This window comes from Paenibacillus algorifonticola (assembly GCF_000971975.1).
Classification (GTDB): Bacteria; Bacillota; Bacilli; order Paenibacillales; family Paenibacillaceae; genus Pristimantibacillus; species Pristimantibacillus algorifonticola.
The window spans coordinates 182,031-208,267 of record NZ_LAQO01000014.1 but is presented as its reverse complement, the minus strand read 5'-3'; the positions used below and the strand labels follow the sequence as shown (position 1 = coordinate 208,267).

Genomic DNA, 26,237 nt, shown 5'->3' with positions numbered 1-26,237 from the left:
TCGAACAGCTTTATTACGAAAAAATAGCATAATAGGCGTGTCCACTCTATTGACAGAAGAGCAGGAAATCCGTTATCGCCCTCAATATCCCGTCAAAATGGCTTTTGGCAGCGCATTAGCGGCTTCTGAGTCCGCAGCCTGTGCCATAACCCGTGATTCTGTTGAAATAGCGGCTTCTGTGTCCACCAAGTCTAGCTATGTGCAGGGAGTAAACCCTTGAAACGAAGAAGATAAAGCTGCCTTTCGGTACGTAGGTTCACATTCATGAAGCGTGACATCCCCGGTAGGAGAGGAAATACGTTTGACGCTAAATTCGATTAGGATAAGTGTTCAACACAGATAGCTTCTTATTGGATTTGTATAAACGATTGTTCTATTTTGTCCATTGCTCTTTGCCGGAAAGGAAGGCTACAATGAAGAATATAGTGAGAATGAATATCAAATTCAAGTTTTGGGAGGAACAAGCGTGTCAGAACAGCTAGAATTATACGATGTAACGATTATTGGCGGCGGTCCAGCAGGGCTATATGCTGCTTTTTATAGCGGGATGAGAGATATGAAGACGAAGGTGATTGATGCTCAGGAAGAGCTGGGCGGACGAATGCTGATTTACCCGGAAAAAATGATTTGGGATGTAGGGGGCGTCACCCCGATTTTATGCGAAAAGCTCACTGCACAGCTCAAGCAGCAGTCGCAGACCTTCGATCCGACTATCGAGCTTGGGCAGCAAATTCGCGATTTGACGAGGCTTGAGGACGGCACGTATATGCTTGAATCCTCTACGGGGGAAAAGCATTGGACGCGTACCGTTATTTTGGCGATTGGCCGGGGCATCTTGAAGATGGCAAAGCTGGAGCTGGAAGGCGCCGAGCGCTACGAAGTATCCAATTTGCATTATACGGTGCAGGAGCTGGAGCCGTTCCGAGGCAAGCGGGTGCTCATTTCCGGCGGCGGCAATTCAGCTGTCGACTGGGCGAATGAGCTGGAGCCGATTGCCGCACAGGTGACGGTCATTCATCGCCGGGAGTATTTTGGCGGCCATGAGAAAAACGTCATCAAGATGAAAACCTCCTCCTGCGATGTGCGCACGCCATGGGAGGTCACGCAGCTGTACAGCGGCGACGGATCTACGATTAGCCAAGTAACGGTGAGACATTTGGAGACAGAGGAAACGGAGCAGTTAGCAGTGGATGCCGTTATCGTCAACCACGGGCTAAAGTCCGATTTCAGCGGTATTAGAGACTGGGGCATCGGCATGGATGAGTGGTGCGTATACGTAACTCCGAAGCTGGAGACCAATTTGCCAGGCATCTTTGCCGCAGGTGACTTTGCTTCTTATGACAGCAAGCTGAATCTGATCGCCGGAGCGTTCACCGATGCCGCGCTAGCGGTCAACAGTGCCAAGCTTTTCATAGACCCGAAGGCGGATGGGGTTGCTTATGTATCCTCACATAATTCCCGCTTTAAGGAGAAAAATCTAGCCCTTGGTGTTAAAGAAGAAGATGCTTAATGAAGGAAAGAAGATTAGCTTAGATAGGGTGTGAAAAATAATGCTGCTCTCTTCGGCAAGTGCTGGCCTGCCTCAAGTTCAGCATAGCTTCTATATGCCTGTGCGGCTGCGGGAGCTTCAGCAGCAAGGCCTGGACGAAAAACAGCAGGAAGAAGCGGCTCCTCTCTACCGTATGCTCATCATATGGGGCGGGGAGGGTGCGCTTTATATTCATAACTATTATCATGAGCTGTCCCGGGGCAGCGTATGGCTCAGCGGTCCTTCGCTGCCTGAGCTTCAGATAGAGCCGCGTACGGAATTGCGAGGCCTTTTGCTGGAATACAGCTGTATGCCAGCTGCTGGTGAAACAGGAGCTGGACTTGAGCATCCGGCTCCGCTGCAGCACTGCCCAGCTGTTATCCTTCGGCTTGCCAGCGAGCTGGCGAATGTGTGGAAGCAACGTGATCCCCATTCGCCTTTTCGCGTTCAACAGCTTTTTACCGAGCTGCTTGCTGAGCTGCATCGGGAGCTGGCGAGCCGGCAAAAGCCTGCCAGCTCATGGCTGGAACAAGCAGAGGCTTATATAGAGCAGCATTTCAGCGAGGATATAACGCGGGAGCAGATGGCGAGCCATGCCGGGGTCAGCCCAGAGCATTTTTCACGAATGTTCCGCAAGCATACGGGCAGGACATTCAATGCCCATTTGACGCTGCTTCGTATACGCAGCGCACAGCAGAGCTTGTTGACTGGAACAGCCCCTGATCTTGGTACGCTGGCGCAGGAGGTTGGCTACAAGGAGGGCGTCTATCTTAGCCGCAAGTTTAAGGAAGGCATCGGCTTGTCTCCGACGGCTTATTTGCGTAAGCGCAAACGGCTCGTTTCCCTGAATTTGAACCATACCGCCAGCTTAATGGCGCTCGGCATTATTCCAGAGCTCGGCGTATATACTTCCTGGCTGGAAGGGGTGCGGGGAGGCTTGCAGCCGGGCTTACGCCAACAATCAGAACGGGGGAAAAACTCAAATTCAGGCATAGGTGAAACGTTGAGCCAGAGCCAGAGTCAGAGTGGGCGCTTTGACCCCTACGGGCATACGCCGCTGACGTTTTACGAGGCGATTGCAGCGGCTAAGCCGGATGTCATTATCAACTACAGTGGTGCGGAGGAAAACAGGCGGCTGCTACCGCTTGCTCCAGTGATAGAGCTGCCCTTTCAGACGATGAACTGGCGGGACCAATTTCTGCTGATTGCTGGCATCGTAGATCGCAGACAGCAGGCGGAGGAATGGCTGGTGCAATACGATGAGCGCATCTATACCATTAACCGCCAGCTGGACCGGGAGCTGGGAAGCCGGGGGACGGCAATTGTCTGGGAAATCGGCCCAAATACGGCTTATTGCTTCAGCAGCAGCTTCGGAAGAGGCTGCCAAATTCTTTACGAGGATATGGGCTTTCGCCCGCCAGCACCGCTGGTGGAGCAAAATATTTCCGCCAAAGGCTTCATCGAAACCGGCATCGAGATGCTGGCCGCCTATCCGGCGGATCATATTTTTATAACAGGGCCGCCAACTTACCCTGACGACAAGAAGCGGATGCAGTCTTTGTTTCAATCCGCAAGCTGGAGGGAGCTGGACGCTGTGCGCGAGAACCGCGTGCATATGCTGAAGGAGACGGAGCTGTTCTGCGGGTATGACCCTTTGTCTTCGCAGGCGCAGCTGCGCGAGCTGGTCAGCGTGCTGGCGCCGCATCACAAATTTGCATAGCGTCATATCATTTTAAGGCATAGTCATTTGTTTGTTTACACGTTAAAGTGTAAATGAGAATGATTATCGATATAAAATGAGGGGGATTTACACGTGTTTTTGAAAAATCAAAGCCAAAATCATAAGCGCAGCATGGCTTCTATGCTAGCTATGCTGCTGCTATGCGTAAGCATCTTTACAGCATGCGGTTCAGCAGAGTCGAGCGAGACCGGCAAGACGAATACAGAGAGTGAAGCGACAGCGCAGCCATCCAGTGAAGCAAGCAATGCTGGCGCTGGAGAAGCAACACCGGAAGCGACCGCTGACCCTAACGCTGTCAAAACGATTTCTACCGTAAAAGGCGATATCGAAATTCCTGCTCAGCCGAAGCGTATCGTAGCTGAAGAGTACCTTGGCAGCCTCATTGCCCTTGGCGTTGTTCCAATTGGGGCGCCGGGATTAACGCTGCAAAACTATTATTTTAAAGAGGCGCTTACCGGCGTTGAAGATACGGGCGAATATGGCAAGCCGTCTGCAGAGAAAATTGCAGCTCTTGCTCCCGATTTGATTATTACAGGCAATGGAGAGAGCTACGAGCTGCTCAGCAAAATCGCGCCTACCCTCTTTATTCCTTATGGCGACCTCAAAAATGCTCATGAAGAGCTGACGTATTTCGGGGATGTGCTGGGCAAAGAGCAGGAAGCGAAAACATGGCTGGAGGAATTCGACCGTCGCATTGCTGAAGCGAAGGCGAAGGTTGACGCGGCCATTCCGGCAGACGCAACCTTTTCCATTTTTGAGCATACGGAGAAGTCGACCTATGCCTACGGAGATAATTTTGGACGTGGCGGTCAGCCGGTGTATCAAGCGCTTGGACGCAAGCCGCCGACCGATGTAGCAGAAGTCATTATGGAGAAGCAGTGGGCCGAGCTGTCTGCAGAGATTGTCCCGCAATATGCCGGGGATTATATTGTAATGACCTCGAACGACTGGACGCTGGCAGATTTTCAGGCTGATCCGATTTGGAGCAACCTTCCGGCGGTGAAAAACGGCAAGCTGTATGTATGGCCAGAGGAGCGCTCTTGGTACTACGATCCGCTCGCGGTACTGGCTCAGACCGAAGAGCTTGCGGACTGGCTTGCCAAAGGCAATTAATCATTAGCAGCATTAAGCTTGCAAAACGAAAAAGCCGCCGAAGCAATTTCGGCGGCTTACTTGATTTTTGGACACTAGGAGGCTTACTCCTGTTTGGCTTGCTCCGTAAGCATTTTCACAATTTCCTGAATTTGCAGCTTCAAGGAAACAGGATCATTTCCCCAGAACAATTCAGGGTCGAGATTGAACATGCGGTTATTTTTAACGGCATCCAGCGATTTCCATAGCCCTTGGTTGCTGCCCCATACCTCGGAAATCATTTCTCCCTGGTCCAGAAAAATATAATCGCCTGCATAGTCTTCAATGACCTTGTAGGAAATTTGGCGAAAGGAGACGGCGCTGACGAGCTTTGCAGAGTTTCGCTACAACGAGCAGGCTGGAAAACGGGTCATTGAGCTGCTGAAGGAGCCCGTCATGTCAGGAGAGAAGCAGCCGCTTGCCGGTCATGATCTTGTTTTCGACAAGGTGACGTTTGGCTACAATGAGCATGCCGTTATTCAGCAGGCGAGCCTAAGCTTGCCGTCAGGCTCCTTCACCGCGCTGGTAGGCCCTTCGGGCAGCGGTAAAAGCACGGTGCTGCGGTTGATTGCCCGTTTCTACGATCCGAGCGAGGGGCAGGTGCTGCTCAGTGGGGAAAATATTCGGGAGATGAACCCGGAGGCGCTGCTGCGCAAAGTATCCATGGTGTTTCAGGATGTGTATTTGTTTCAGGATACAATTGCGAATAACATACGTGTCGGCAAAGCTGGGGCGACCCAGCGCGAAGTGGAGCAAGCGGCCCGTCAGGCGTGCTGCCATGATTTTATTATGAGGCTGCCGCAAGGCTATGATACGCTAGTTGGAGAAGGCGGGAGCACATTATCCGGCGGGGAGAAGCAGCGGATTTCGATTGCGCGGGCGATACTGAAGGATGCTCCAATTGTGCTGCTGGATGAAGCGACGGCTTCTCTCGATCCTAAAAATGAAGCCGATATTCAGCAGGCGATCGACCGCCTCATTCAAGGCCGAATCGTTATTGCGATTGCCCACCGGCTGAAAACGGTCATGAGTGCCGACCAGATTATTGTGCTGGATCAAGGCCGAATCGTCGAGCAGCCAGCATGAGGAGCTATTGGGGGCAGACCGCTTGTATGCGCGTCTGTGGAAGCTGCAGCAGCAGACGGCAGGCTGGCAGATTTCCTCTTGGTTTTTTGCAGGCTGAATGGATAGAGAGATGCCAAATGGGAATGTCGAATGGAGTTTGTCCATTCGGCATTTTTATTTTTGAAGGGACTAGATTAAAGCTTGTAATTAATAGTTGAGAATAAAGAACATATGTTCTATAATGTGAGGAGTTGGCTGGGATAAAGTGGAATTTGAGAGGGCTGATTCAGGCTATGTCGTTAAATATTAATATCGTTGAACGTATGGAGCATTATCGGGTGGCGGGATTAAGCGCTGCGTTTATTCAGCATGGGCAGTTGAGCACGGCAGAGAGCTTTGGTGTCTTGGAACAAGGAGCCTCCAATCAGGTGAATAGCGATACGATTTTCAACGCCTGCTCCATTAGCAAGTTTTTAACGTCCATGCTCGCTATGAAATTAGTCGAGGATAGCCTTCTCGATTTAGATGAAGATGTAAATGATAGGCTTATTTCTTGGAAAGTTTCGGATCATCCATGGTCTGCAGGCAGCAAAGTTACCCTTAGGGCATTGCTAAGTCATCAAGCGGGGATTGTTGATCCTGAAGGAAGCTTTGGCGAGCTTCAATCCAAGGCGCGCATTTCTTCAATGGCGGAGTTGTTAGAGGGGGAGACGTCTTATTGTAAAGTGCCTATTAGGGTGGAATATGAGCCGGGGAGCGACTTTCAATATTCAGATGCGGGCTTTTGCATCATTCAGCAGCTAATAGAGGATGTTTTAGGAAAGTCCTTTGAAATCGTCATGAGCGAGCTCATATTTGAACCCTTACATATGAAAAATAGCACGTACAGTCCGTTATCATCAGAGACGATGAGCGAGAGAGTTTGCTGTGGGCACGATAAGCATGGAAATGTAGTGGAAGGGAAATATCCGATGTATCCTTATCCGGCAGCAGCCGGGCTCTGGACAACGCCTTCTGATTTAGCCATCCTGGTCGTGGAATTAATGAATGCACTTAAAGATCAAAGTAAGATAGGTCTGTCTGCAAGCTATGCAAAGGAGCTGATTACCCCACAAGGCGTTAAAGAATGGACCGGACTAGGCCTTTTTCTAGATCATTCCAAACAGGAGCTCGAAATTTCCTCGCTCGGCTGGGGCGTAGGCTTTCAATGTATGCTGGTCGCTTTCCCTTATTCAGGAACGGGAGCCGTCATTATGACGAATACCGATTTGGGCGTTCATCAGTTAAAAGGAATTATTGGGGAAATCATCTCTCCGTCTTGAGCATGAGCCAATATCCGCTTTCCGTCCTGTGAAACACTGGATGAAGGTCCGTTCCGGTTACCCTGTCCATTCCTTTAAAGTTAAGGCAAGAAGCTAATAGGGAATGGGTGGGGTATTATGATTCGGAATTTAGGTACGGAAGAGGGCCTGCAAGGGGAGGGGCCTGCAAGAAAGGTTCGTTTGTTTCAGGGAGAAGGCCTGCTGGCGGCGCTAGGCATACTTGGCTTTGTACTAGCAGCGGTATGTGTGGTCTGGATGCTGCTCTATGGTGGCGAGGTTGCGCCTAATGGGGATGTAAGCAAAGCGGCGTCCTTTAATGCGGCATTGGGTATTTTTCTGCTCTCGACGGCGGCGGTATTACCTTTGTCTGCTATGAGCACAAGAGGCAAGGCGATTTTTCGCTGGTCTTATGCGATCCTTTCCATGTATTCGTATTTCGCTGAAAATGTGCAAAATATGCGCGGCATGAATCCGCGTTTTGCAGAAGGCGGCACAGCTTTTGATATAGCTGTGGCGGCTGGTTTTGGCCTTGTGGCCATGCTGCTGATCGTGTTTTATTGCGTGCTGGCAGTCGCTTTTTTCCGCAGCAGATCGTATAAGCTAAGACCGGAGCTGGTGCTCGCGATCCGCTACGCGATGGTGGCGATATTGCTTTCCTTCGCCGCTGGCATTTGGATTTCCTTGACCGAGAGCCGCATGACAGGGGAGAATGGCAATATCATGTGGCTTCATGGCCTAGGCTTTCATGCTATCCAAGCGATCCCGCTTGTCGCTTGGCTGTCGGAGCGCACGAGGCTGCGCCCGCAGGAGCGCCGCAAATGGGTGCATGTGGCGGGAACAGCTTATATACTCGGCCTGCTTGAAGTAGGCTGGCAGACTTGGAACGGTGGTGCCATGCTGGAGTGGTCACCGCTGCCGCTGCTCGCTTTGTTCTTCTTCTTGCTTTCTTTTGGAGCTGGATGCTTTATGTTTTGGCAGTCCGTAACAGGCCGGAAACGCTCAGAGGTGAGCAGCCCATCGCTGGGGAGCGAGGGATAATAAGTTACAAGGGGAAGCCTTGCATTCTTGTGCAGAGAATGCAAGGCTGTTTTATGTTATTTTAGGTATAGTAATGAACAGAGGAGGACGAGGTTATGGATTGGGTATTACATATGAACGCGGCCATTGGCTATATCGAGGATCATTTGGCAGATGATATTGATTATGCGGAAGCTGCCACTATTGCTGGATGCTCGCTCTATCATTTTCAGCGGATGTTCCCTTACATCATGGAGGTGTCGTTATCGGAATACATTCGCAGGCGGCGGCTCAGTCTGGCGGCGTTCGAGCTGCAAAACAGCACGGTTAAGGTCATCGATGTGGCGCTCAAATATGGTTACGATTCCCCCGAAGCGTTCACCCGTGCTTTTCAGCAGCTGCATGGTACAACACCGACTGCCGCGAGAAGTGCCGGAACGAAGCTGAAGGCCTATCCGCGCCTATCCTTTCAAATTTCAGTAAAAGGAGCGGCAGCTATGAATTATCGAATCGAGGAGCTTGGCGCATTTTCCATCGTTGGCATTTCCGAGCAGGTGCGCAATAGCGAGGTGTTTGAAACGGTACCGCGTTTATGGGCTGAGGCAGCACAGACTAGCTTGTTCGAACAGCTGTGGGGAATTCGCGCAGCCCAGCCCGGTATCCGCGGCATACTTGGCGTATGCGCCGATGGAGGGCACGGGCAAAATGAGTATTTGAACTATATTTTGGCTATTGAATCGGAGCAAGAGGCTCCTACAGCTATGGTTCGCCGAGAGTTTTCGCCTTCGTCATGGGTCGTATTTGAAGTGGAGGGCGGACCAGATCAGCTGGGCGGTATTTGGAAGCGGCTGTATACGGAATGGCTGCCTACCTCGGCCTATCAGCTCGCCAATTTGCCTGCTATCGAATGTTATTTGCCGCCAGAAGAAAACCGTAACGAGCTGTGGGTGGCGGTTGAGGGGAGAGCTTAATAGACGGACAACTGAGCTGCTACACGATTTAGCTGGCGATTTGCTCGTATTTCAGCAATTGAGTAAGTGTGGAAATAACAAAAGAAGAAGCCGTCTTCGCGCCGCAGCGCAGATGGATTCTTCTTTTTTATTTGAGGTTATATCTATCCTATTGCTTGCTACTTGCTGTTCACTAAATGATCCGCATGAGTAATGCGGTTTCTTCCGCCCGTCTTTGATGCATAAAGTGCAGTATCCGCTTTATGGATCAGCGTCTGGTCGGTATCGCCAGGCATAACGGTTGCTGCGCCAATGCTGACTGTAATACGACCAAGCAGCTCATTGCGCTCATAGTGCAGCATTTCCAGTAAAGTCTGATTAACCGATTGAATCAAGCCTGCGTCCGAAATCGAAAAATATCCGCAGGGAGCTTTATCTAATTGAATATCCATATAAGGTCTGCCTTTCTTTACCTATTACACACTGGTTAAATATTCTTTAATCATCTGGCTCGTTTCTTCAGGCTGACTTAAATGCGGATAATGCCCAGTCGCTGTCATCTGCCGAAGGACGCTGTTTTTGAGATGGGCATGCAAATAATGGCCTACCTCAATTGGAGCGATACTGTCGTCAGTACATTGAAGAATAAGTGTCGGAACAGAGGCTTGCTGAAGGCTGACACGGCAATCTGAGAAAAAAGTGACTTCTGCAAACTGTCTCGCAATATGCGGATCTCTAGAGCAAAAGCTTTTTTCCAATTCCTCGCTTAATTCCTTGCGCTCGTTATTTTGCATGACAATTGGCGCCAAATAGCTGGCCCAGCCAATGAAATTCATCTCCATCATCGTAAGCAATTCTTCTATATCGCGTTTATCGAAGCCTCCGTAATAATCCGGAAGATCATTCACATAGCGAGGAGAAGGCCCAAGCATGACGATGCGCTCGAAATATTTGGAATCGCGGATGGAAGCTAGCATGCCAATCATGCTGCTAACCGAATGTCCGACGAAAATAGCATCTCGCAAATCCAGCGTTTCCATAACATCCAGCACATCCTGGGCATAGCCTTGCAGGTCATTATATTTTTGTGAATCATAATTGTGAATTTGGGATTTTCCAGAGCCTACATAATCAAACAGTACAATTCGATAGTTGTCTACAAAGCTAGGAACCATATAACGCCACATATCTTGATCGCATCCAAAGCCATGAGCAAAAACAATCGTTTTGCTGCCTGTGCCCATTACCTTTACATTATTCCGTTCCAAAACGTCGATAGTCATATGAAGCTCCTCTCTGAAGCGTTTTAATGAAGAGATAACGATGATGCTGGCTTCTTTGTCATTATATCGGAAAATAGAGGAAGATTGATAATGGGTACCAGGATTCAATGCTGGAAATGGCATAGTCATCTATAATAGGATGTCATAAGATGCACCATGGAACCGTCTCAGCTGCTGCTGTAGGCGGTTTTATTAATAATGAGAGCTATAAAAAAGATATTTGGGACAGTAACATACAATATATATTTTTTGGAATATTCTGAAATTTTTCAAAGGACGGGTTGTAATATGAAGTGCGGTACATAAAAATGACTCATGACTGATTCGTGTACCGTTGATCGCGGTAAAGAATTTGCTTGCCACGAACGCCTAACGGCTCTGCATGGCATGGAGGTGTATTTTGCCTGCCGATCCTTATTCATCCTGGCAGCGAGGTGTCCTCGAAAGTGTTTGGGATGGAAAACTGCACATGAAGCTTTTATGGTTGAGGTGTCAAATTTGGCTTGAAAATCCGTCTAATAAAAAAGCGAGCTATTTCTCGATTTGATCGAAAAAAGCTCACTTAATCGAAACAGCATAGATTTTTAAGTAGTTTAAAAATAAATCGGTTTAATTATAACTTTGGGGCAGAATGCATTTCGTTTTCTAGCGCATCCCCAAAAGTATGGAGGATTTCTTTATTTACTTTTATCGGTGGTAAGAAAAGGCCTTTGTACTCGAAATAGAGTATGTAAAGATCCGATCCGTACTCATGCAGCCATTGCAGCTCGAAATCCTTATCAAAGTGAGTGAAATGTTTTTTGTATTTTTCACCAGGAAAGTCTTTCATTAATTGAATGAAATGATTAAGCGTAATATTTGTCCAGTCAATTGTTAATGTTGTAACTACTTGATTATTTTCATGAAAAGTAATTTTAAGCTCATTTCCTTCATACTCTCCTGGTATGTGATAAATGAATTCAAATTCAACAAAAGTCTTCAATAAAGAATTTATATCTCGTAAAGTGACCAAATAGAATCAACTCTTTCATATAAACTGTTATTTAATTAAGTCAAATATCCAGCTTGCTTTCTTCCATCTTCCTTCTTTAACTCGTCGAGCTGCGGCACCGTCTGAATCTCTATAAACGGTTATAACATCGTTAGAGTATTTTGCCAATACAACTGTATTACCAGTCCCTGGGTCATGTATAATTCTAGATTTCTCTATTATATCATCATAGTGTACGGCACCAACATACAATGCTGATTTTCCAGCCAATAAATCATCCAACACAAATTCTGAAATACCCCACTCAAGTGCTCTTTTAATCGCATGTTCTGATAATGTTGTTGTTACATTTTTAGCAGTAGCTTTAACGGTTTGTTTAGTTCCTGATTTAACCAAATCTTTAAATAAGAATAAGCCCATTCTGTATTAATCAGTCCCTTATCATCTAAAACGTATACGTATAAGGAAATACCTCGACAAACTTCAAGCCAGTGAACGACTTGGCAGGATCATCGAAGGCGTAGGCTTCGTTCAAAATAGAAACGGCTGCATTCGCCTTCGTAATGCCAAGCTCTTGGCATTTTTTCAACAGCGCCTCCTCGTAACATTCGCTAAAAGGGATCTCTTCAATGACAGGCATCAGATCAACGGGCTCCTCCAGCACATAAATAGAAGTGAAATCCACATCATACCATCCGCCAATATCTTGACAGAAGCCACAATCTTCTCCATGCTCGTCCTGATTAATATAATTGCCAAAGTGCTCGTCCGCGACGCCGATCCACAAGCTGACTACGTTTTCGCTGGTGAGCCAATACTAGACGGATTTAAGTTTTTCCATTCGCAGCCGATAACTATAAGAGCAGCTTTTGTTATTTTTACCAGAGAACAGGGTCAGTTAAGCAAGGAGGAATAGCACGACCATGTCACAAACGATCAAGACTCTGCGCCAGCAGTGGGGTGGAGGGCACATAGAAGAATATCGCAAGTCCACCGCTTCGTTCGCCCCCAAGCAGCAATTCGAAAGCATTTCCCTTCAAAATAAACCGTTGATCACGGCTTTCCATGATAGCCTTTCTACCATTAAGGATCATCTCACGGGCAATTATTTATTTCTGTTGACCGACGCAGAGGGCGTCTTGCTTGCTATGGATTACAGCGACAATTTGAAACAGACGGTTACCAGATCAAAGCTGCGACTCGGCATGTTTTTCACCGAAAAGAGCTGTGGTGTCAATGCGATTTCAGCAGCGATGGCATCGAATGGGCCGGTATATTTGCTGCCGGAGCAGCATGGAAGCCCTCTTTTTCAAAGCTGGCACTGCTTCTCTACACCTCTTGAGGTGAATGGGGGAACGGTCGGTTATTTGGATGTGTCCACGATTAATGCGGATATGAAAAGCGAGCTGATTGCCATTGCCAAGCTGATTCCAACCGACATGCTGTACCGTTATGACAAACAGCAGGCTGCGGAGGATTTGGAGCTGGGGCTGGGAACGGTGCAATTAACGGAACGCCAGCTTAAGGTGCTGCAGCTGATTTCACAGGGAATGAAGGTCAAAGCGATCGCATTGAAGCTGAAAATTAAGGAGAGCACCGTCAATCATCATAAGCGCATGATTTTTGAGAAGCTTGGTGTGCAGTCGAGTACGGAAGCGGTATCTATCGCTAGTAAATACACTTATTTGTAAATATCAACCTATAGTTTTTTGTAGGTGGAAAATAATAGGGTCTATGCTACACTTTCGAAGTATACAAATAGAGAATATTTATCGGAGGGTATTATGTCTAAAATGTCGAAAAAGAAGCTAGGTTCCTTGTCGCTGCTGCTCGTGCTGGTAGCTGTATTGGTTGCAGCATGCGGAGGCAGCACGAAAAACGTTGATTTAGGCACGACAGCAAAAGGAACGTATAGCAATGAATATTTTGGCGTGTCGCTGAACTTCCCGGAAGAGTGGGAATATCAAGATGCTGAAACGATGAACCAACTGACGAGCGAGGTTGGAGAAGCGATTGTCGGCAACGATGAGAAAAAGAAAAAACAGCTGGATTACGCTCAAACGAAGACACTTAATCTCTTGATGGCTTCACAATATCCGATTGGCGGAGAGCAGACAGGCTCGTCCGTTATGGCGATTGCGGAAAAGCTGAGTATGCTGCAGGGCATCAAAACAGGCAAAGATTATTTGGAAGCATCCAAAAAATTCATGGTCGAGAGCCAATTGCCTTACGAATACAAAGATATCGTCTCGACGACAGTTGGCGGCAAAGATTTTGATATGATGGAAGTCACAATCAAAGCAGGCGAAATGACGGTTACGCAGCATTACTACAGCACGATTCTGGAAGGTTATGCGTTCAACCTGATTACGACTTACATGGATGATGAAACGAAAAAAACGACGGACGATGTAATCGGCTCCGTTACGTTTAAATAAGCAAGCGCGATATTTGCGGTTGAAAATAAAGCATCAACAGCCCGGCAGCTGTCCTGAATGGACGCTGCCGGGCTGTTGGCTTTTTTTATCGTTGCAGGCATGTCGATGCAAGGCTGTGTCTATCACCAATTTACACTACACTACATGCTTAGCGCTGCGTATACCGCTTACCAGAAAAATCTGCCTGCCAATACGCTTTCTTGTAGAAGCTTTAAGGTATCGGCTGGAAGCTCCTTTTCCATACGGGAAAGCACGTCCGCTTTCTTATAATATTCATTCGACATATGAATGGTCTGATTCTCATTCGAGGCATCCAGACGCAAAATGCGATCAGCGCCATCCTTCGCTGTCCAAGGCGTCCATGCTGGCAGGGAACTGGCATTTGGATTGCCGGTGTAGAGGAAGTTTTTCCAGTACCCGTGAATAGCTGCTGTCAGCTCATTGCGTCCAGGCTCATTTTGCTCGGAGAAATAGCCGTCAGGGAAATACGCGGCAATACCGACTTTGCGTCCGAGAATGAAATCCATGTCTGCGCCGTGCGTTGCGCCGATCAACTGCTGCAGGCTGCTCGAAATGACGCCGTCCTGTGTGCCCCATGCGAAACGGTAAGCGTACACAGCTGGCTGACCGGAACGAGCTGTCAGCACCTCGGCTGCGCGCTCCGCGTTGAAGCCGGAATACAGCTCGCTGCCGTATTTGATGGCCGCTGCATATTGAGGTCCCTTCACGGGATCCTTCAGCAGGCTGCCGTCTGCGAAGCCTGCGGCGAATGCGGGATCGCTCAAGGCGAAGGCGGAAAACTCCGTCGCTGTGCTGCCCAAAATCATCGGAAGCTGCGCATATTTGCCGCTCTTCAATACGTCAAAGCCTTCCGCTGGCAGCACCGTGCCATCGCTGAATAAATGCGGGAACGGCGCCATGCGGATGGCCGTTCCACCGAACTGCTGCACGAGGTCCGCAGCAGGCTGCTTGCGCAAATACGCCGCGAGCTGCTCGGCTGTTTGGCCAGCCACCCACTTAGCAGCCGCCGCTTCATCGGCGGCTGTGCCATCCGCAGCGGCCAGCTTCGCCAGCACGCTGTTCACCTTGGCATCGCCGTCCGCCGTAGGCGCGGTCGTCATGCCGCCGCTGAGCACAATGGCTTTCTGAAACAGCCCTTGGCTCAGTGGAGAGATGACGGCCGCCATGACATCGCGGCCGCCGGCCGATTGGCCGGAAAGCGTCACATTGGCAGCGTCTCCGCCGAAACCGCCAATGTTGCCTTGTACCCATTTGAGCGCCTGGAAAATATCCAGCAGGCCATAGTTGCCTGAATCTTGAACCGCATCGCCTGTTGCTAGGGAAGGGTGTTGGAAGAAGCCGAGCGCACCGAGGCGATAGTTGATCGATATGACGATGCTGTTCGTCGCTTCGGCAAGCAGGTCTCCTTTGAAATCTTTGCCGGAGCCAGTCATATTGCCGCCGCCGTGCGCGAATACAAGAACGGGAAGGCTCGTGCTGCTGTCAGCCGGCCGCCAAATGTTCAAATACAGGCAGTCCTCGCTGCCTGCTGCCTTGCCAGCTGCGAGCTGGGTGCAATTCGCAGCGAAAGCGGTCGTCTCCAGTGTGCTTGTCCAAGCTGCTGGAGCCTGTGGTGCTTGCCAGCGAAGCTCACCGACTGGCGCCTTCGCATAAGGCACGCCGAGCCAGCTAAGCGTGCTGCTCACTTCATCCTTGGCGCCTTTAATTGCGCCATAGGCGGTCTGTTGCGTCACATTAGCAGTGAAAGGCGCTTGTGCAGCTTGTTTTTTTATAATCGCTGCCAGCGTTTGGCCGCTGATTTTATGCTTTGCTTTCAGCACTTGCGCCGTTGCGGTTGCAAGCTGGGCATTGGTCAGCTTGCCGCTTGTCTTCAATGAGGCGAGCCCTTGCTTAGCTGCAAAAGCTAGCACATCGGCTTCTTTATAGTCAACGCCAGCTTCATAGCCAAGCGCCTTCAGCAGTACTCGGGCGTATTCCTGCGCTGTTACGGCCTGCTGTGGCTCGAAGCGACCATCCTCACCTGCCAGCCATCCGAGATGTGGATGAGCTTTCAAATAGTTCACCAGCGGCTGAAGCACTTTGCCCGCTTGCGCTGCGTCAGGAAAGGTATCGCTTCCCGTATAGCTAAGAGCTTCCTGCTCCAAGCCTTTTAAACGGAGAAACAGCGTCGCGGCTTGTGCGCGGGTCGCCTGCTTGCCCCAATATTTTTCACCAATCGCTTTGCCATTGCCTTTAATGATGCCTTGATCCATTAGTGACTGAATTTCGGTGGATACAGCAGCCGCGGCGGGTGCCGCCGTGCTTGCGTAGCTGTAAAGCGGCATACTTCCGAATAAAACGGCGAGCAGCAAAGCAACAACGCTCAATTGTCTGACATTCCCCATTTGTACAATCATCCTCTCTGTTGTCATTTACCGTAATACCGTGATACCTGATCGTGTTCTATGATGCCCGGTATTTTGTCACAGCCCTCCTTTATGATGCCTTTTCATTATAAGAAGTCGGTTTCAATGCAACTACGACGATAACGACATCTAACATGTTCAAATCCGACTTTTTGTAATCGCTTTCAAAAAAAGCTATTTCGTATGAAGGGGAGCACTAGCTCAAAGTAAGAGAGGAATGAGCAAAATTAAAATAGCTTGCTTCAAGAAGCTTGCGTAAAGAGATGAATCGTTGAAAAGCAGATAAAATGTAGATCTTCGGCGATTTTTTAGGGGATTAAGGAGAAAGAAAAGTTATTATGGCGAAAAAAGCTGGAAAATGGATTGACAATATTTTATAAAATAGGGTAAAGTATAAAATAATTATGAAGCGAAGCACGCTTAAATCCCCTTGGGTTTTTTGCGTGCTTTTTTGCGCTTTGTGAGGGGACGGGCTGTGCCATTATACCTATGAAGGAGTCCCCGGAATGAAGAAAAATCAATTTATGTTAACGGTTGTTGTCGCGCTTGCGTTTAATCCTGTTCTGCATGCACAGGCGGTGGAAGCGAAGCAGCGGCTAAACGATATTGAGGGCCATTGGGCTCGTATTCCCGTCGAGCAGGCGGTAGAGTCTGGTTATGTGAGCGGTTATGCGGATGGGTCATTCCGACCAGATAAGCTGGTAACCAGAGCGGAACTGCTAGCTGCCGTTGTAAAAGCGCAGCGGTTAGAAGTGCGGGACATGGATACGCCTTTTCAGGACGACAGAGGATGGTTTCGTCCTTACCTGGCGGTTGGCTTAAAGCTCAGCCTATTGAAGATGGCGGAATATGATTCAGGAAAGTTTAAGCCGAATCAAACAATGACGCGTGGAGAAGCGGCGAGGCTTTTCGTTCGGGCGGCGGGTGAGGAAAAGGCAGGGCGTGCAAAAGGTTATGTCTATATGTCCAAGCAGCTCGGCTTGCTGAAGGGCAATTCTTCCGGGAAAATCGGAATGGACCGAAAGATGACGCGGGCGGAAGCGGCTGTGGTCATTCGTCGTTTGCTGAATTGGCAGTCAGCGCAGGCTCGGACTGTTGGGAGTTTGACGGAGCAGCCAGCTTACGCATCGACTGGAGAGCTGCAGCAGTTGGTTGTGTCACTCGAAAGCTTTTCGGGTGATGTGATGGTTAGTGGGCAAACGGTGCTGCTTAACCCTAAAGGCAGCGGAAAACCCGCCGATTACAAAATAACGTTGGAGTATGACAGCAGGAAAAAAGCAACGACGATATGGCTATATGAAAAGCCTGGATTACATAAGCAGTTGTTAATGGAGCTATTGGTCCGTTATGTGGGTGAATCTGCGGATGCGGCTTACCGGGATGCGGTGAAGCTGGATGCTGGAAAAGCGGGAGAGGCTAGACTGTTGAAAACCTATAACGGGATGAAAATCATCATGGACAAAAGTGAGGCCAGCAAGTCTTTGGCTATTATTATTTACTCGAACTAATCTAATGGGAAGAAGGTTAAATAAGATGGGGAAAATGGGATCGCAATGGTGGAAGGGCTCTATTGTATTACTAGTGTTGGCGGCGGTAACGGTTACGTTGTCGTTATCGTCGGGAGATTCTAAAGTTGCTCAGGCGGCTGCGCCTGTTTTTAAGGATATTTCAGGACACTGGGCGAAGGAATCGATTGAAGCTGCGGTGAAGGCGGGTATCTTAAACGGGTATCCGGATCAAACGTATAAGCCGCAAAATCCGATTACGCGTGCGGAGCTGCTCAAGGTCATCGCGTTGACGACGAAGGTAGAGGCAGCGGCTGCTCCTGCGGGCAAGCCGTGGTATACAGGCTATCAGATGGCACTGACTGATGCGAAAATCTATGCCGCTGGCGATTTTACGGGCGATCTGAGCAAGGAGGTAACGCGCGTGGAAATGGCCAAGCTTGCCATACGCGGAGCAAATGCTGAGTATCGCGGCACAAAGCTAACGGCGGATGAGTTGATGTTCCGCGCAGTGAACGCAGGCTTGCTGTCGCGCACAGGCGCCAAGGCGGAAACGATTGACCCAGATGGGACGACAACTCGGGCACAAGCGGCTGTTATCGTCACGCGTCTGCTGAAGCTCGCGGGTGGCGGGAAGCTGACGGTGGATCAAGGGGCTTCTACAGCTGCGGAAGTGAAGTGGCATAGACATAATATGATTACTATGTTTGGGCAAGACGATTTGGTGAAGTTTCCTTATCGAGTGAATATTGATAAAACCTATGATGTGATAATCGATCAACTGCTAGTTCTCGATCCGTCAGATAAGGATGGGTATTATGCAGAGTATTTGGATGATGCAAAATTATATTTAGATAATGAAAAGTCTGCACCTGGGAAGGGATATGTTTTTGCTTATAAGCTAATAGGTAAAAACTTAATTGTTGATCCTACTATTAAGGTAGGGGTATCTAGTTCATTTTATATGTTTAACTCGGGGGCATCGGGAGGCGTAACTTTAAAAAGAGAATATTATTACAGCGACCGTTCTATGAAAGAACGTCCAGGCCTATTTATCAATCAGTCTGTATTAACTTTTGATAAAAAGGATAATAGTGGCCACAATTTTTATTTTTCTCATGTAAGCAAAGACTTTATTAAGTCACAAATTAAAGAATATGGCGGAGTACCTATACACCTTGAACGCTACGGCTCCCAATTGAATAATAAGACACAATTCTACTTAACAGAGGTGAAAGACAAATGGGCGGCAAAATAAATTCAAAAGCAATTATCTCAGTTTTACTAATTCTTGCAATTGTCATTGGTATGTTTCCAATATACCCGCCAACTATTTCGGCTGCTACTATCACGAAAACAATGAAGATCCCTTTTTCAGATTCCGAGAAGTTCAGTTCTTCATCAACAATAAGCAATGTGCAAGTAATTCTCAATTCTGCTGTACCTTCTGGCTATCAAATCAAAAGCTACGAGATATGGAAACAATCAGCATCTTCTAGCGGAAGCCTTACATTAGTAAACAAGGGAAAAATGGGAGCTGGAAATCCCGTTAGTAATAAAATAACTATTCCTGAATTCCCGGGCTCTCTTGTAAATGTGAAAAACGAAGGATTTACATCCAAAATGTATTTTGCCCTTGATAGAACAATAAATGGTAAGCAATGGTACTTTACAGCTGGAACAGGCAGTAAAGAGTATTTTGTTTCACCTAAATCAGGTTCCGATTGCTGGGTTAATGGAATCGCAGAATGTCCTGGCATTCTAAGTATAGATGTTAACGGAAACTCTTTACCTTCTACTGTTGCTAGTAAGGAATTCGGAAAGATTGGCTGGGCGGTTACCAGTAGTGATGGCTTTAATGGCCCAAGTTTGTACTATTACGGAAGCGAAAAAGTAAATTTTAATAAATTAAAAGAAAAATCAGTAGATATTTCCGACGCATCCCCAACCAATCCAGAATATTTTAAAGTTATAAAAAAGGGTCGAGAAAGTGGAACACAAAATAGAGGATATCTAAGTGTTGCCATCAACACGGGCTATGAGAATGTTGCATTCACAGATCCTGATTATAGAACAGGGCACGCATTATCAAGGTTGTATGAAGTTAACACAAAAACAGATTGGGTGGCCCAGACCTATCTTTATGAAGGCGAAGTTCGACTGACACTCGAACCAATCCCTCCAATAGACCAGCCCTACCTCGACTGCTCCTGCAAAGCTGATCCATCGAGCGTAACCTTTGTAGATAAAGACGTTGCAGTTAACTCAACGCTAACGGCGACGATCAAGCAACGTGGTTCGCTCAAAATAAAAAACTGGAAAGTATTCGCCCGCCTTGAAGACGGTACCCAATATCAAACGCAGACCATTGCTCAGGTTTTGGATACGATCAGCTATAAATTTGCATTCACAATACCGAAGGCCCAGTTGGCTGGCCGAGACAATTACACCGAGACATTCGTCATGCGAGCAATAGCCACGTTCACTGACGGAACGACAGCGGAGCAGGCCATTGAATGCACGACCACCGTTACAAAGCCGGGAGTGGCTACGCCAATTGCTACAACAACTAATGGAGTATCCGAGCCAACGCCTGCACCAAGACCGATACTTGAAGTGAATGCGAACTGGAGCCCAACGTCTATTTTCACCGGTGATCAGGCGACTTTATCGGCAACAGCACGAGGTTATACCGAATATTCATGGGAATTAACTGAAAATTTAGACAAATTTAATTTTGATCAAAAAGATTTCTCTCATCCCGCGGTTACATTTAATGAACCGGGCGTTTATAAAGCTACGCTCAATGTATCTAACGACTATGAAAGCCAATCAGATACGGCGCTGCTTTACGTCAATGATCCAAAACCAGTCGCCATCATTTCTGGTGTAACGCGCTGGATTCAGGGCAGGCTCTTCCCACAGCCTCATCATCTGAATAACTCGTTTACACCGTTATCGGAACGGGGAGTGACCATTGACTTCAGTAAATCGGAAATTCGCTATAAGAAAAATGATAGTGGCCCTTTTACGGTTGGTGTATGGCCTGCTAAAGCACCAGATCAGCTTGGAGCCTACACCCTTCAGGGAAAGGTCCATGATTCTCAAGGAAGAGAGAGTGAATGGGCAGTCTATCCATTGGAGGTTGTCCCAGATCAGCCGCCTGTAGTGGAGCTTTCGGCTGCCGAGCAAGGTGTACGCCATAACGAAAATATGATTTATATTGATGCAAGCAGCACGGATGGCGACAAGCTGGAGCGCCTTTTGCTTGAGGAGCGTTACGATGCTGATAATGATGGCGATTTTAACGAGGAATCATGGAGCGTGTTGTATAACGGTGCATTCAAGGAAGTGTATAGCGTAAAATATACGACGGTTGGCAAGCGCCAGTACCGTGCAACGGTTACGGAGGATTACGGCTTGTCGGCGCAGTCTGCTATTGTGGCAACGGACATTATTAATCGCGCGCCTAAAGTTGATTTTACAGCTATTGGCCTGACGCAGCAGCCGGATCAGGGAGAGAGCAGCGGTCCGCCAATTACCTCCTACTCTCCGGAATCGATTTTGCGATCATGGGTCAATAAGACGCCATATGAAGGTGGAACGACCAATAAGGCAAGCTGGAAATCAAATGGAGCTAATCTAACGACCCGCAATGCGCTATGGGCGGATTTTAACGGGAGCTATAATTTGGCGAAAAATGTGAAGCCGCTGCCAGCATGGGAAGGCAGTATCGGTCAAATTTATGCTGGCTATACAACGACAGTGATGACCGAAGCGGGCTATTATTGGGCTTACAGCTACAAACCGCCGGAGTCTAAAAACTGGGTGTTTTCAATCCGTGATGTATGGACGGGCAAGATTGAACATACGTATGTGCATCCCGGAATTACATTCAAAGGGACATTTTATCAATATCATCCAAGCCAAATGAAACAGGCTTATTTTATGGAGGAAGGGACCGTAAATGTTTCAGGGGAAACGCTGCGTTTATATAACATCGAGACAGGGCAGTTAATAGAGGAATACCCGAACATTGCGCCGCCAGCGACTGGAGGAGTAACAGGCAGCAGCTATTGGGACGATCCGAGCAATAAGGTCCTAGGCACAGCTTTTTCACCAGATCGGCGGTTTCTGTATGTCGCGTATCGTGAAAGCAACGGAGGACGAACGCTTGATATTCGGCAAAAGCTTTATGTAGCTAAATATTCTGTGGCGCAAAAAACACTGTATTGGACAAAGCTTGTGCATGCAGGAATAGATGCATGGAACGTCTACCAGATCGGCAGTGTAGATGTTGACGCAAATGGCAATTTGTTATTGGCTGCGAACATGCGTAGAGGTACAGAGGATAACTGGACGGCATTATTTTATGTCGTAGATCCAAGTGGTCAGTTATTAGCCAATCATGTCACTGGCAATGGCATGCTTTCAGCAATTACGATGTCGGCTGACCGAACGAAAAGCTATGCGACCTCCATGCGCTTTGAGCTTGGTAATTATGGTTACTCTCAGGTGAGTGGTGTTCTGTCTTACAATACAGCAACGAATAGTTTTACGAGGCCGGAGAAGAACAGCGGCACGATTGATGATTTTAAATTCCCTTATGAGCTCGCAAAAACAGCGGTTAATAAGTCCGGAATTATGGCAACGCCTTATGGTTTTTTGATCATGCCGGATGGTTCAATAACGAGAAACGATGATAGAAATCCATACAGAATGCTGGATCATTTTACAGTCGCGAATGATAAAAGCCCATCGCCAAGCGATCCGGTCATGACGCAAATTTTATGGCCTAAAACAGGCTTAATCGGCCCTTTTTCACAGCCTTCTGATGAGTTTTGGGCAATGGCATCTGGTGTAAAGCGGTTTAATAAAATCACCTATCAGACATCGGGTGGCCAGCAAGTTTGGGCAAGTTCAGCATTTCAAAAAATACAGCAATGGGCAGGTGTATTGGGCATTAATCAAACGCCGTCTTTAGGTGCGGAAACTTATGACAACAAAGCCTATTTTGTGACGGATACGATGAAATATTCAGATGGGAATGGCTATGACGGGGTTGCCTTCAGTGCCTCCTCGAACGTCCTCCCGAATGGCGCTGTCTTAGGCATAGGAACAGATGTAGCCTATACGGGACCCTACTCAGGCTCGCTCACGAGCAAAAAAATAGTTATTCCTTTTACAGGTGAATCAACGGGAGATTTGCCGCGGCTGCTTGACGATGCAACGGTTGAGATTGATAGCGAGACATGGGGCGGACTGCTTTACGATCCGAACAGCTTGATGCGAAATCAGGCGCTTGAATTTGATCTATCCGTCAATCATTTATCGAATGATAGACCGGTAGGGGCAGCCATTCAAATTCAAGATGAAAAAAACATGTATGCGGTGGAGTGGACGAGCAGCACACTGACGCTTTACAAAGTGACGAGTGGAAGCAAGACAGTTCTGGCTCAGATCGCTATGCCGAGGAGTGCGGGTATCCCTTATGCTTTCAGGCTAGAATCGCTCGCGGGTGTGCACCGAGTTTTTATTAATGGGGTTAAAAAGCTGGAAGCGACGGATGCCACCTACAAAAAAGGCTCAGCAGGCTTGATGTCGCTTGGCCAACAGCAGGCCTCGTTTAGCCAAGTGAAGCGCGTCAATTATGGCGTTTCTATTCCAGAGGAAACCTATGAAGCTGTGCTTGTAGGAGAACAAATCTTATACAATAAGCTGTTTAATGATCCCGAGACGGATGCGAAATTAGCGGAAAAATGGAGCTACGCGCATAATCCAAATTATTTTTCCAATACGCTTGGCCTTAGCCAATATGATGGGAGAGTTTTCGGTACGGCGCTAAATTCGCTCGAAAAGCCCGGACTGTATGCTATTACTTATATGGCACAGGATAATCCCGGTCTGGCTGATTACCGTTTGTTCTCGGAGCCTGTTACAAAATCGCTTTATGTGCACCGCAGGCCGATTGCACAGCCGGATATTTGGTTTACAGGCACCATTTACGCTGGAGGGGAAGCGCTGGATTATTTGACGCACGATACGTCGTATGACCCGGATGTTCCCGGTTATTTGTCGGATCGCTTGTTTCGAACGCGCTGGGCGGACGAAAGCGCTTGGACGACAGGGAAAAGATTGCTTTACAGCCGCCCTGGCGTCGAACTGATCGTTCAGGAGCAGGTGAAGGACATGCATGGGGCATGGAGTTTTTGGGCGGAAACGAGAGTTTATAAGGAGGCGCTGCCTCCTATTAATCAGACCAAGCCGGAAATGGTTTTGACCTATCCTGCTGGCTCATCTTCTGCGCCAACGGTTGTCCTTAACGATCCTAATTTGAAGTGGATATATCGGGATAAAGAAAATGATCCGCAGGAACAGTTTTATTTGAAATTAACGTATGTGGATAATGACCAAACGGCGCTGGAGGTAGAATATCCGGGCAATGATGCCAGCTTCCAGCTTGAAGCGGGTACGATAGATATTGGACGCAAGGTAAAGGTGCAGGGGCGCGTATTCAGTCGTGGAGCGTGGTCAGATGATAGCAATGCCGCATATTTTATCATTGATTCGCCGCCATCGACCTATCTGCTTAGTTACAACGGGGCAACAGCATCGGAGCCGATCTATACGAACAACAATCGTCCGAGCTTGCGTGTATTTACCGTTGATCCTGAAAATGACCCTATCACGGCGATCGATTACGAGGTATTTTTCCATGCTGCGGATCGCAGGGTGCTGGACACTAATATGGCGAGTGCTGCAACCAGTCATATACCAACATTCAATTTGCAGGAAGGTCTGCATTATTGGAAAGCAAGAGCCTATGACAGTTATGTATGGGGGCCTTACAGCAGCAACGGCTATTTCTTTGTGGATACGGTGCAGCCGGATGACGTGGAGGAACAGCTTGAAATTAAACCGACCTCGGTAACGGTCAACTTTAATGCTTTTAGCGATGCGGCCCCATCCTCAGGGCATGCGGATCGAGTCTTTTATATGCAAAAGGTTAATACGGATGGCAGTGTGACGATGATTGATTTGAATGGCGATGGTTCAGTCGAATACAATATGGCTCTGCCGGCGGCAGCCCGTTCGCATCAAGTAGCAGGATTAATCGCCGGGCAAACGTATCGGTTAACGGTCATAGATACGGATGTAGCGGGCAATCCAGGGAAATATGCGTATATTTATTTTGTGACGAATCGCCCACCGACGGTTGATGTAGACTGGTATCCAAAACCGATTTTTGAAGGAGATATCGTAACGTTCGAGGCGAATGCAGCTGATCCCGACAAAGATACACTAGCTCTAAAGGTAGAGCTTAAGTCGCCTTCCGGGCAAAAATATGCGTACGAGTATACCGTTTCCTATCCTTATGCCAAGACAGGGCCGAAGCTCAAAATGGAGAAGACAGGCGCATGGCAGCTTAGCGTCACTGTAGATGACGGTTTAGCCGAACCAGTAACGATCTCTCAAACCGTACAAGTACAGCCGCTGAAAGTGGCGGGAATGGTCAATCATACGAACGATTGGAACAGCATTCGTAAATCTTATAATAAAAAGCAGAGCGGGGATGAAGAAGCTCCGCGTGCATACAGCGTATTTTGGGCAGGAGAAAAATTCATTTTAGTAGCCAATACGACAGAGACGGGGACAGATACGAGGCCGGAGCGTGTAGAGGTTGCGATGAACAGCTTTAAAACGAAGCTGGAGGTGAAAAATACGGCGGGCACATTATGGGCTGGCGAGCTATGGGATGCTTCCTTTGAAAAGCTTAACAAAGGAACCTTAAGCTTCACATTTACAGCTTATTATAATAATGGAACGGTGAAACAGGATGTCGTCCAGGTGTCGATAGGCGGCACAGTTAATGATGTTCTGGGCGTTCATCGTCTGAGATAGAGGCAGCTTGCCAAGAGCTAGCTTTTGAGCCGAGAGAAGTTAAAACGGATGAATGGTTAACTGCATTAAGCATGAACAGTCCCGCATTTTTTATTAATTCGTGGGACTGTCCATGTTAATGGGGAGCTTTATCTTAACTACTGGACAAGCTGCAAAAGCTCATCGGGCTGGTCAATCAAAAAACTAGGTTTGCCGGATGCCAGCAGTTCCTTAGGGTCGAGTCCCCAAGTGACTCCGATTACCTTAATGCCGCATTTATGGGAAGCTACGATATCCCGCAGCTCATCGCCGACGTAGATTACGTCCTCCGGCCGGAGTTGGTTTTCTTTCAAATAGCTTTGAATGGTTTTATGCTTGCCGAACAGACCGCTGGAGCTGCGTATGTCATGCAGGGTGTGAATGCCGTGGGGCTGCAGAAAATCTGCGACGTTGTCAGCAGCATTGGATGTAATAACGGATAGTTTTATGCCGCTTTGCAGCAAATGACTTAATACATCTTGCATCCCGTCACAAAACGGAATAGAAGCAACATGCTCGTTGTATTTCCGTTTGAATTCCTTGCTGATTTTGCGAAACAGCATAAAACGATAAAAGGGCACGTCAAGCGCCTTGAATCGCTCCTGCAAAGAAAGCTGGCTGAGCTTCTTGTATTCCTCTTCCGTTACGGGCTTAAAACGATATTGCGCCGCCATTTCATTATAGATGGTCAATATAGCGGCAGCAGAGTCGGCAATCGTACCGTCAAAATCAAAAATAATATGCTTGTACATACCAGCATCAGCTCCCTTGTTATGCCTATTTATACTATAAAGAGGCGATGATAACAACAAGGCTGGTTTATGTCTGAGCTTTGCGGGTACAGGCATTTTAATATTTCTCTAGCCGTTGACTATTGAGTAAATGAACATAGCCACAGCACTAATTCGATAGGGAAAAAA

The 26,237-nt window shown here is 47.9% G+C and carries 20 protein-coding genes and 2 pseudogenes; 14 read left to right on the top strand and 8 right to left on the bottom strand.

Annotated features, from left to right (window positions below; all coding sequences use genetic code 11):
• The 4 genes from WH37_RS36550 to WH37_RS19410 form a co-directional block, all read left to right on the top strand.
• Positions 1-220, top strand: a 220-nt coding sequence (locus WH37_RS36550) for a hypothetical protein (RefSeq protein ID WP_231594286.1), incomplete at its 5' end; no start/stop codon positions are given.
• A gap of 246 nt (positions 221-466) precedes the next feature.
• Complete coding sequence (locus tag WH37_RS19420; RefSeq protein WP_046232265.1) at positions 467-1,510, top strand: NAD(P)/FAD-dependent oxidoreductase; 1,044 nt, start codon at positions 467-469, stop codon at positions 1,508-1,510.
• A 40-nt stretch (positions 1,511-1,550) separates the two neighbouring features.
• Positions 1,551-3,248, top strand: a complete 1,698-nt coding sequence (locus WH37_RS19415; protein WP_046232264.1) for an ABC transporter substrate-binding protein — start codon at positions 1,551-1,553, stop codon at positions 3,246-3,248.
• A 93-nt stretch (positions 3,249-3,341) separates the two neighbouring features.
• A complete protein-coding gene (locus WH37_RS19410) occupies positions 3,342-4,382 on the top strand; it encodes an ABC transporter substrate-binding protein (protein WP_414811976.1) in 1,041 nt (346 codons plus the stop codon).
• An 83-nt stretch (positions 4,383-4,465) separates the two neighbouring features.
• On the opposite strand, the gene WH37_RS35640 is transcribed toward WH37_RS19410, so the two are convergent.
• Positions 4,466-4,642: a hypothetical protein gene (locus WH37_RS35640; protein ID WP_156182339.1), complete on the bottom strand. Its 177-nt coding sequence runs from the start codon at positions 4,640-4,642 to the stop codon at positions 4,466-4,468.
• 76 nt (positions 4,643-4,718) lie between these two features.
• Between WH37_RS35640 and WH37_RS19405 the strand changes: the two are divergent.
• From WH37_RS19405 to WH37_RS19390, 4 genes and pseudogenes are all read left to right on the top strand, one after another.
• Positions 4,719-5,583, top strand: a pseudogene (locus tag WH37_RS19405) (ABC transporter ATP-binding protein); the annotation flags it as partial.
• A 175-nt stretch (positions 5,584-5,758) separates the two neighbouring features.
• Positions 5,759-6,787, top strand: a complete 1,029-nt coding sequence (locus tag WH37_RS19400) for a serine hydrolase domain-containing protein (RefSeq protein WP_046232263.1) — start codon at positions 5,759-5,761, stop codon at positions 6,785-6,787.
• Positions 6,788-6,904: 117 nt separating this feature from the next.
• Positions 6,905-7,825, top strand: a complete 921-nt coding sequence (locus tag WH37_RS19395) for a hypothetical protein (RefSeq protein ID WP_046232262.1) — start codon at positions 6,905-6,907, stop codon at positions 7,823-7,825.
• Positions 7,826-7,920: 95 nt separating this feature from the next.
• Positions 7,921-8,775, top strand: coding sequence for an AraC family transcriptional regulator (locus WH37_RS19390; RefSeq protein ID WP_046232261.1), 855 nt, complete (start codon positions 7,921-7,923; stop codon positions 8,773-8,775).
• Between the two features lie 158 nt (positions 8,776-8,933).
• Here WH37_RS19390 and WH37_RS19385 read toward each other — a convergent pair whose 3' ends face one another.
• The gene (locus WH37_RS19385; protein WP_046232260.1) at positions 8,934-9,206 is read right to left on the bottom strand and encodes a sensor domain-containing diguanylate cyclase; all 273 of its coding nucleotides are present in this window, start codon (positions 9,204-9,206) and stop codon (positions 8,934-8,936) included.
• Between the two features lie 24 nt (positions 9,207-9,230).
• The gene (locus WH37_RS19380; protein WP_046232259.1) at positions 9,231-10,037 is read right to left on the bottom strand and encodes an alpha/beta fold hydrolase; all 807 of its coding nucleotides are present in this window, start codon (positions 10,035-10,037) and stop codon (positions 9,231-9,233) included.
• A 324-nt stretch (positions 10,038-10,361) separates the two neighbouring features.
• Between WH37_RS19380 and WH37_RS36545 the strand changes: the two are divergent.
• A pseudogene (locus tag WH37_RS36545) lies at positions 10,362-10,544 on the top strand (IS30 family transposase); the annotation flags it as partial.
• Positions 10,545-10,650: 106 nt separating this feature from the next.
• Here WH37_RS36545 and WH37_RS33790 read toward each other — a convergent pair.
• Genes WH37_RS33790 through WH37_RS19365 form a run of 3 tightly spaced genes read right to left on the bottom strand, consistent with a single transcriptional unit; the run spans position 10,651 to position 11,815 of the window.
• Positions 10,651-11,049, bottom strand: coding sequence for a hypothetical protein (locus WH37_RS33790; protein ID WP_052737080.1), 399 nt, complete (start codon positions 11,047-11,049; stop codon positions 10,651-10,653).
• Between the two features lie 27 nt (positions 11,050-11,076).
• Entirely contained in the window at positions 11,077-11,448 is a 372-nt protein-coding gene (locus WH37_RS19370) for a hypothetical protein (protein WP_046232258.1), read from the bottom strand.
• Positions 11,449-11,473: 25 nt separating this feature from the next.
• Positions 11,474-11,815, bottom strand: coding sequence for an immunity 22 family protein (locus WH37_RS19365; RefSeq protein WP_074904874.1), 342 nt, complete (start codon positions 11,813-11,815; stop codon positions 11,474-11,476).
• Positions 11,816-11,951: 136 nt separating this feature from the next.
• On the opposite strand from WH37_RS19365, the gene WH37_RS19355 reads away from it, so the two are divergent.
• Positions 11,952-12,719: a helix-turn-helix domain-containing protein gene (locus tag WH37_RS19355; protein ID WP_046232255.1), complete on the top strand. Its 768-nt coding sequence runs from the start codon at positions 11,952-11,954 to the stop codon at positions 12,717-12,719.
• 93 nt (positions 12,720-12,812) lie between these two features.
• Positions 12,813-13,466, top strand: a complete 654-nt coding sequence (locus tag WH37_RS19350) for a hypothetical protein (protein ID WP_231594285.1) — start codon at positions 12,813-12,815, stop codon at positions 13,464-13,466.
• 167 nt (positions 13,467-13,633) lie between these two features.
• Here WH37_RS19350 and WH37_RS19345 read toward each other — a convergent pair whose 3' ends face one another.
• Entirely contained in the window at positions 13,634-15,871 is a 2,238-nt protein-coding gene (locus tag WH37_RS19345) for a carboxylesterase family protein (protein ID WP_052737079.1), read from the bottom strand.
• 527 nt (positions 15,872-16,398) lie between these two features.
• Here WH37_RS19345 and WH37_RS19340 point away from each other — a divergent pair.
• The 3 genes from WH37_RS19340 to WH37_RS19330 all read left to right on the top strand — a co-directional run bounded on the left by WH37_RS19340 (position 16,399) and on the right by WH37_RS19330 (position 25,299).
• Positions 16,399-17,400 carry an S-layer homology domain-containing protein gene (locus WH37_RS19340; protein ID WP_046232254.1) on the top strand — a complete coding sequence of 334 codons (1,002 nt, stop codon included), beginning with the start codon at positions 16,399-16,401 and terminating at the stop codon, positions 17,398-17,400.
• 25 nt (positions 17,401-17,425) lie between these two features.
• Positions 17,426-18,655, top strand: a complete 1,230-nt coding sequence (locus WH37_RS19335; RefSeq protein WP_046232253.1) for an S-layer homology domain-containing protein — start codon at positions 17,426-17,428, stop codon at positions 18,653-18,655.
• 836 nt (positions 18,656-19,491) lie between these two features.
• The gene (locus WH37_RS19330) at positions 19,492-25,299 is read left to right on the top strand and encodes a PKD domain-containing protein (RefSeq protein WP_143088557.1); all 5,808 of its coding nucleotides are present in this window, start codon (positions 19,492-19,494) and stop codon (positions 25,297-25,299) included.
• A 137-nt stretch (positions 25,300-25,436) separates the two neighbouring features.
• Here WH37_RS19330 and WH37_RS19325 read toward each other — a convergent pair whose 3' ends face one another.
• Positions 25,437-26,069, bottom strand: coding sequence for an HAD hydrolase-like protein (locus tag WH37_RS19325; protein WP_046232251.1), 633 nt, complete (start codon positions 26,067-26,069; stop codon positions 25,437-25,439).
• Positions 26,070-26,237: the final 168 nt, after the last annotated feature.

Bases quoted from the DNA above. Each gene is read 5' to 3' on its own strand.
- WH37_RS19415 (WP_046232264.1), top strand. From the start codon at position 1,551: ATGCTGCTCTCTTCGGCAAGTGCTGGCCTGCCTCAAGTTCAGCATAGC.
- WH37_RS35640 (WP_156182339.1), bottom strand. From the start codon at position 4,642: ATGATTTCCGAGGTATGGGGCAGCAACCAAGGGCTATGGAAATCGCTG.
- WH37_RS19400 (WP_046232263.1), top strand. From the start codon at position 5,759: ATGTCGTTAAATATTAATATCGTTGAACGTATGGAGCATTATCGGGTG.
- WH37_RS19395 (WP_046232262.1), top strand. From the start codon at position 6,905: ATGATTCGGAATTTAGGTACGGAAGAGGGCCTGCAAGGGGAGGGGCCT.
- WH37_RS19390 (WP_046232261.1), top strand. From the start codon at position 7,921: ATGGATTGGGTATTACATATGAACGCGGCCATTGGCTATATCGAGGAT.
- WH37_RS19385 (WP_046232260.1), bottom strand. From the start codon at position 9,206: ATGGATATTCAATTAGATAAAGCTCCCTGCGGATATTTTTCGATTTCG.
- WH37_RS19380 (WP_046232259.1), bottom strand. From the start codon at position 10,037: ATGACTATCGACGTTTTGGAACGGAATAATGTAAAGGTAATGGGCACA.
- WH37_RS19370 (WP_046232258.1), bottom strand. From the start codon at position 11,448: ATGGGCTTATTCTTATTTAAAGATTTGGTTAAATCAGGAACTAAACAA.
- WH37_RS19355 (WP_046232255.1), top strand. From the start codon at position 11,952: ATGTCACAAACGATCAAGACTCTGCGCCAGCAGTGGGGTGGAGGGCAC.
- WH37_RS19350 (WP_231594285.1), top strand. From the start codon at position 12,813: ATGTCTAAAATGTCGAAAAAGAAGCTAGGTTCCTTGTCGCTGCTGCTC.
- WH37_RS19345 (WP_052737079.1), bottom strand. From the start codon at position 15,871: ATGGGGAATGTCAGACAATTGAGCGTTGTTGCTTTGCTGCTCGCCGTT.
- WH37_RS19340 (WP_046232254.1), top strand. From the start codon at position 16,399: ATGAAGAAAAATCAATTTATGTTAACGGTTGTTGTCGCGCTTGCGTTT.
- WH37_RS19335 (WP_046232253.1), top strand. From the start codon at position 17,426: ATGGGGAAAATGGGATCGCAATGGTGGAAGGGCTCTATTGTATTACTA.
- WH37_RS19325 (WP_046232251.1), bottom strand. From the start codon at position 26,069: ATGTACAAGCATATTATTTTTGATTTTGACGGTACGATTGCCGACTCT.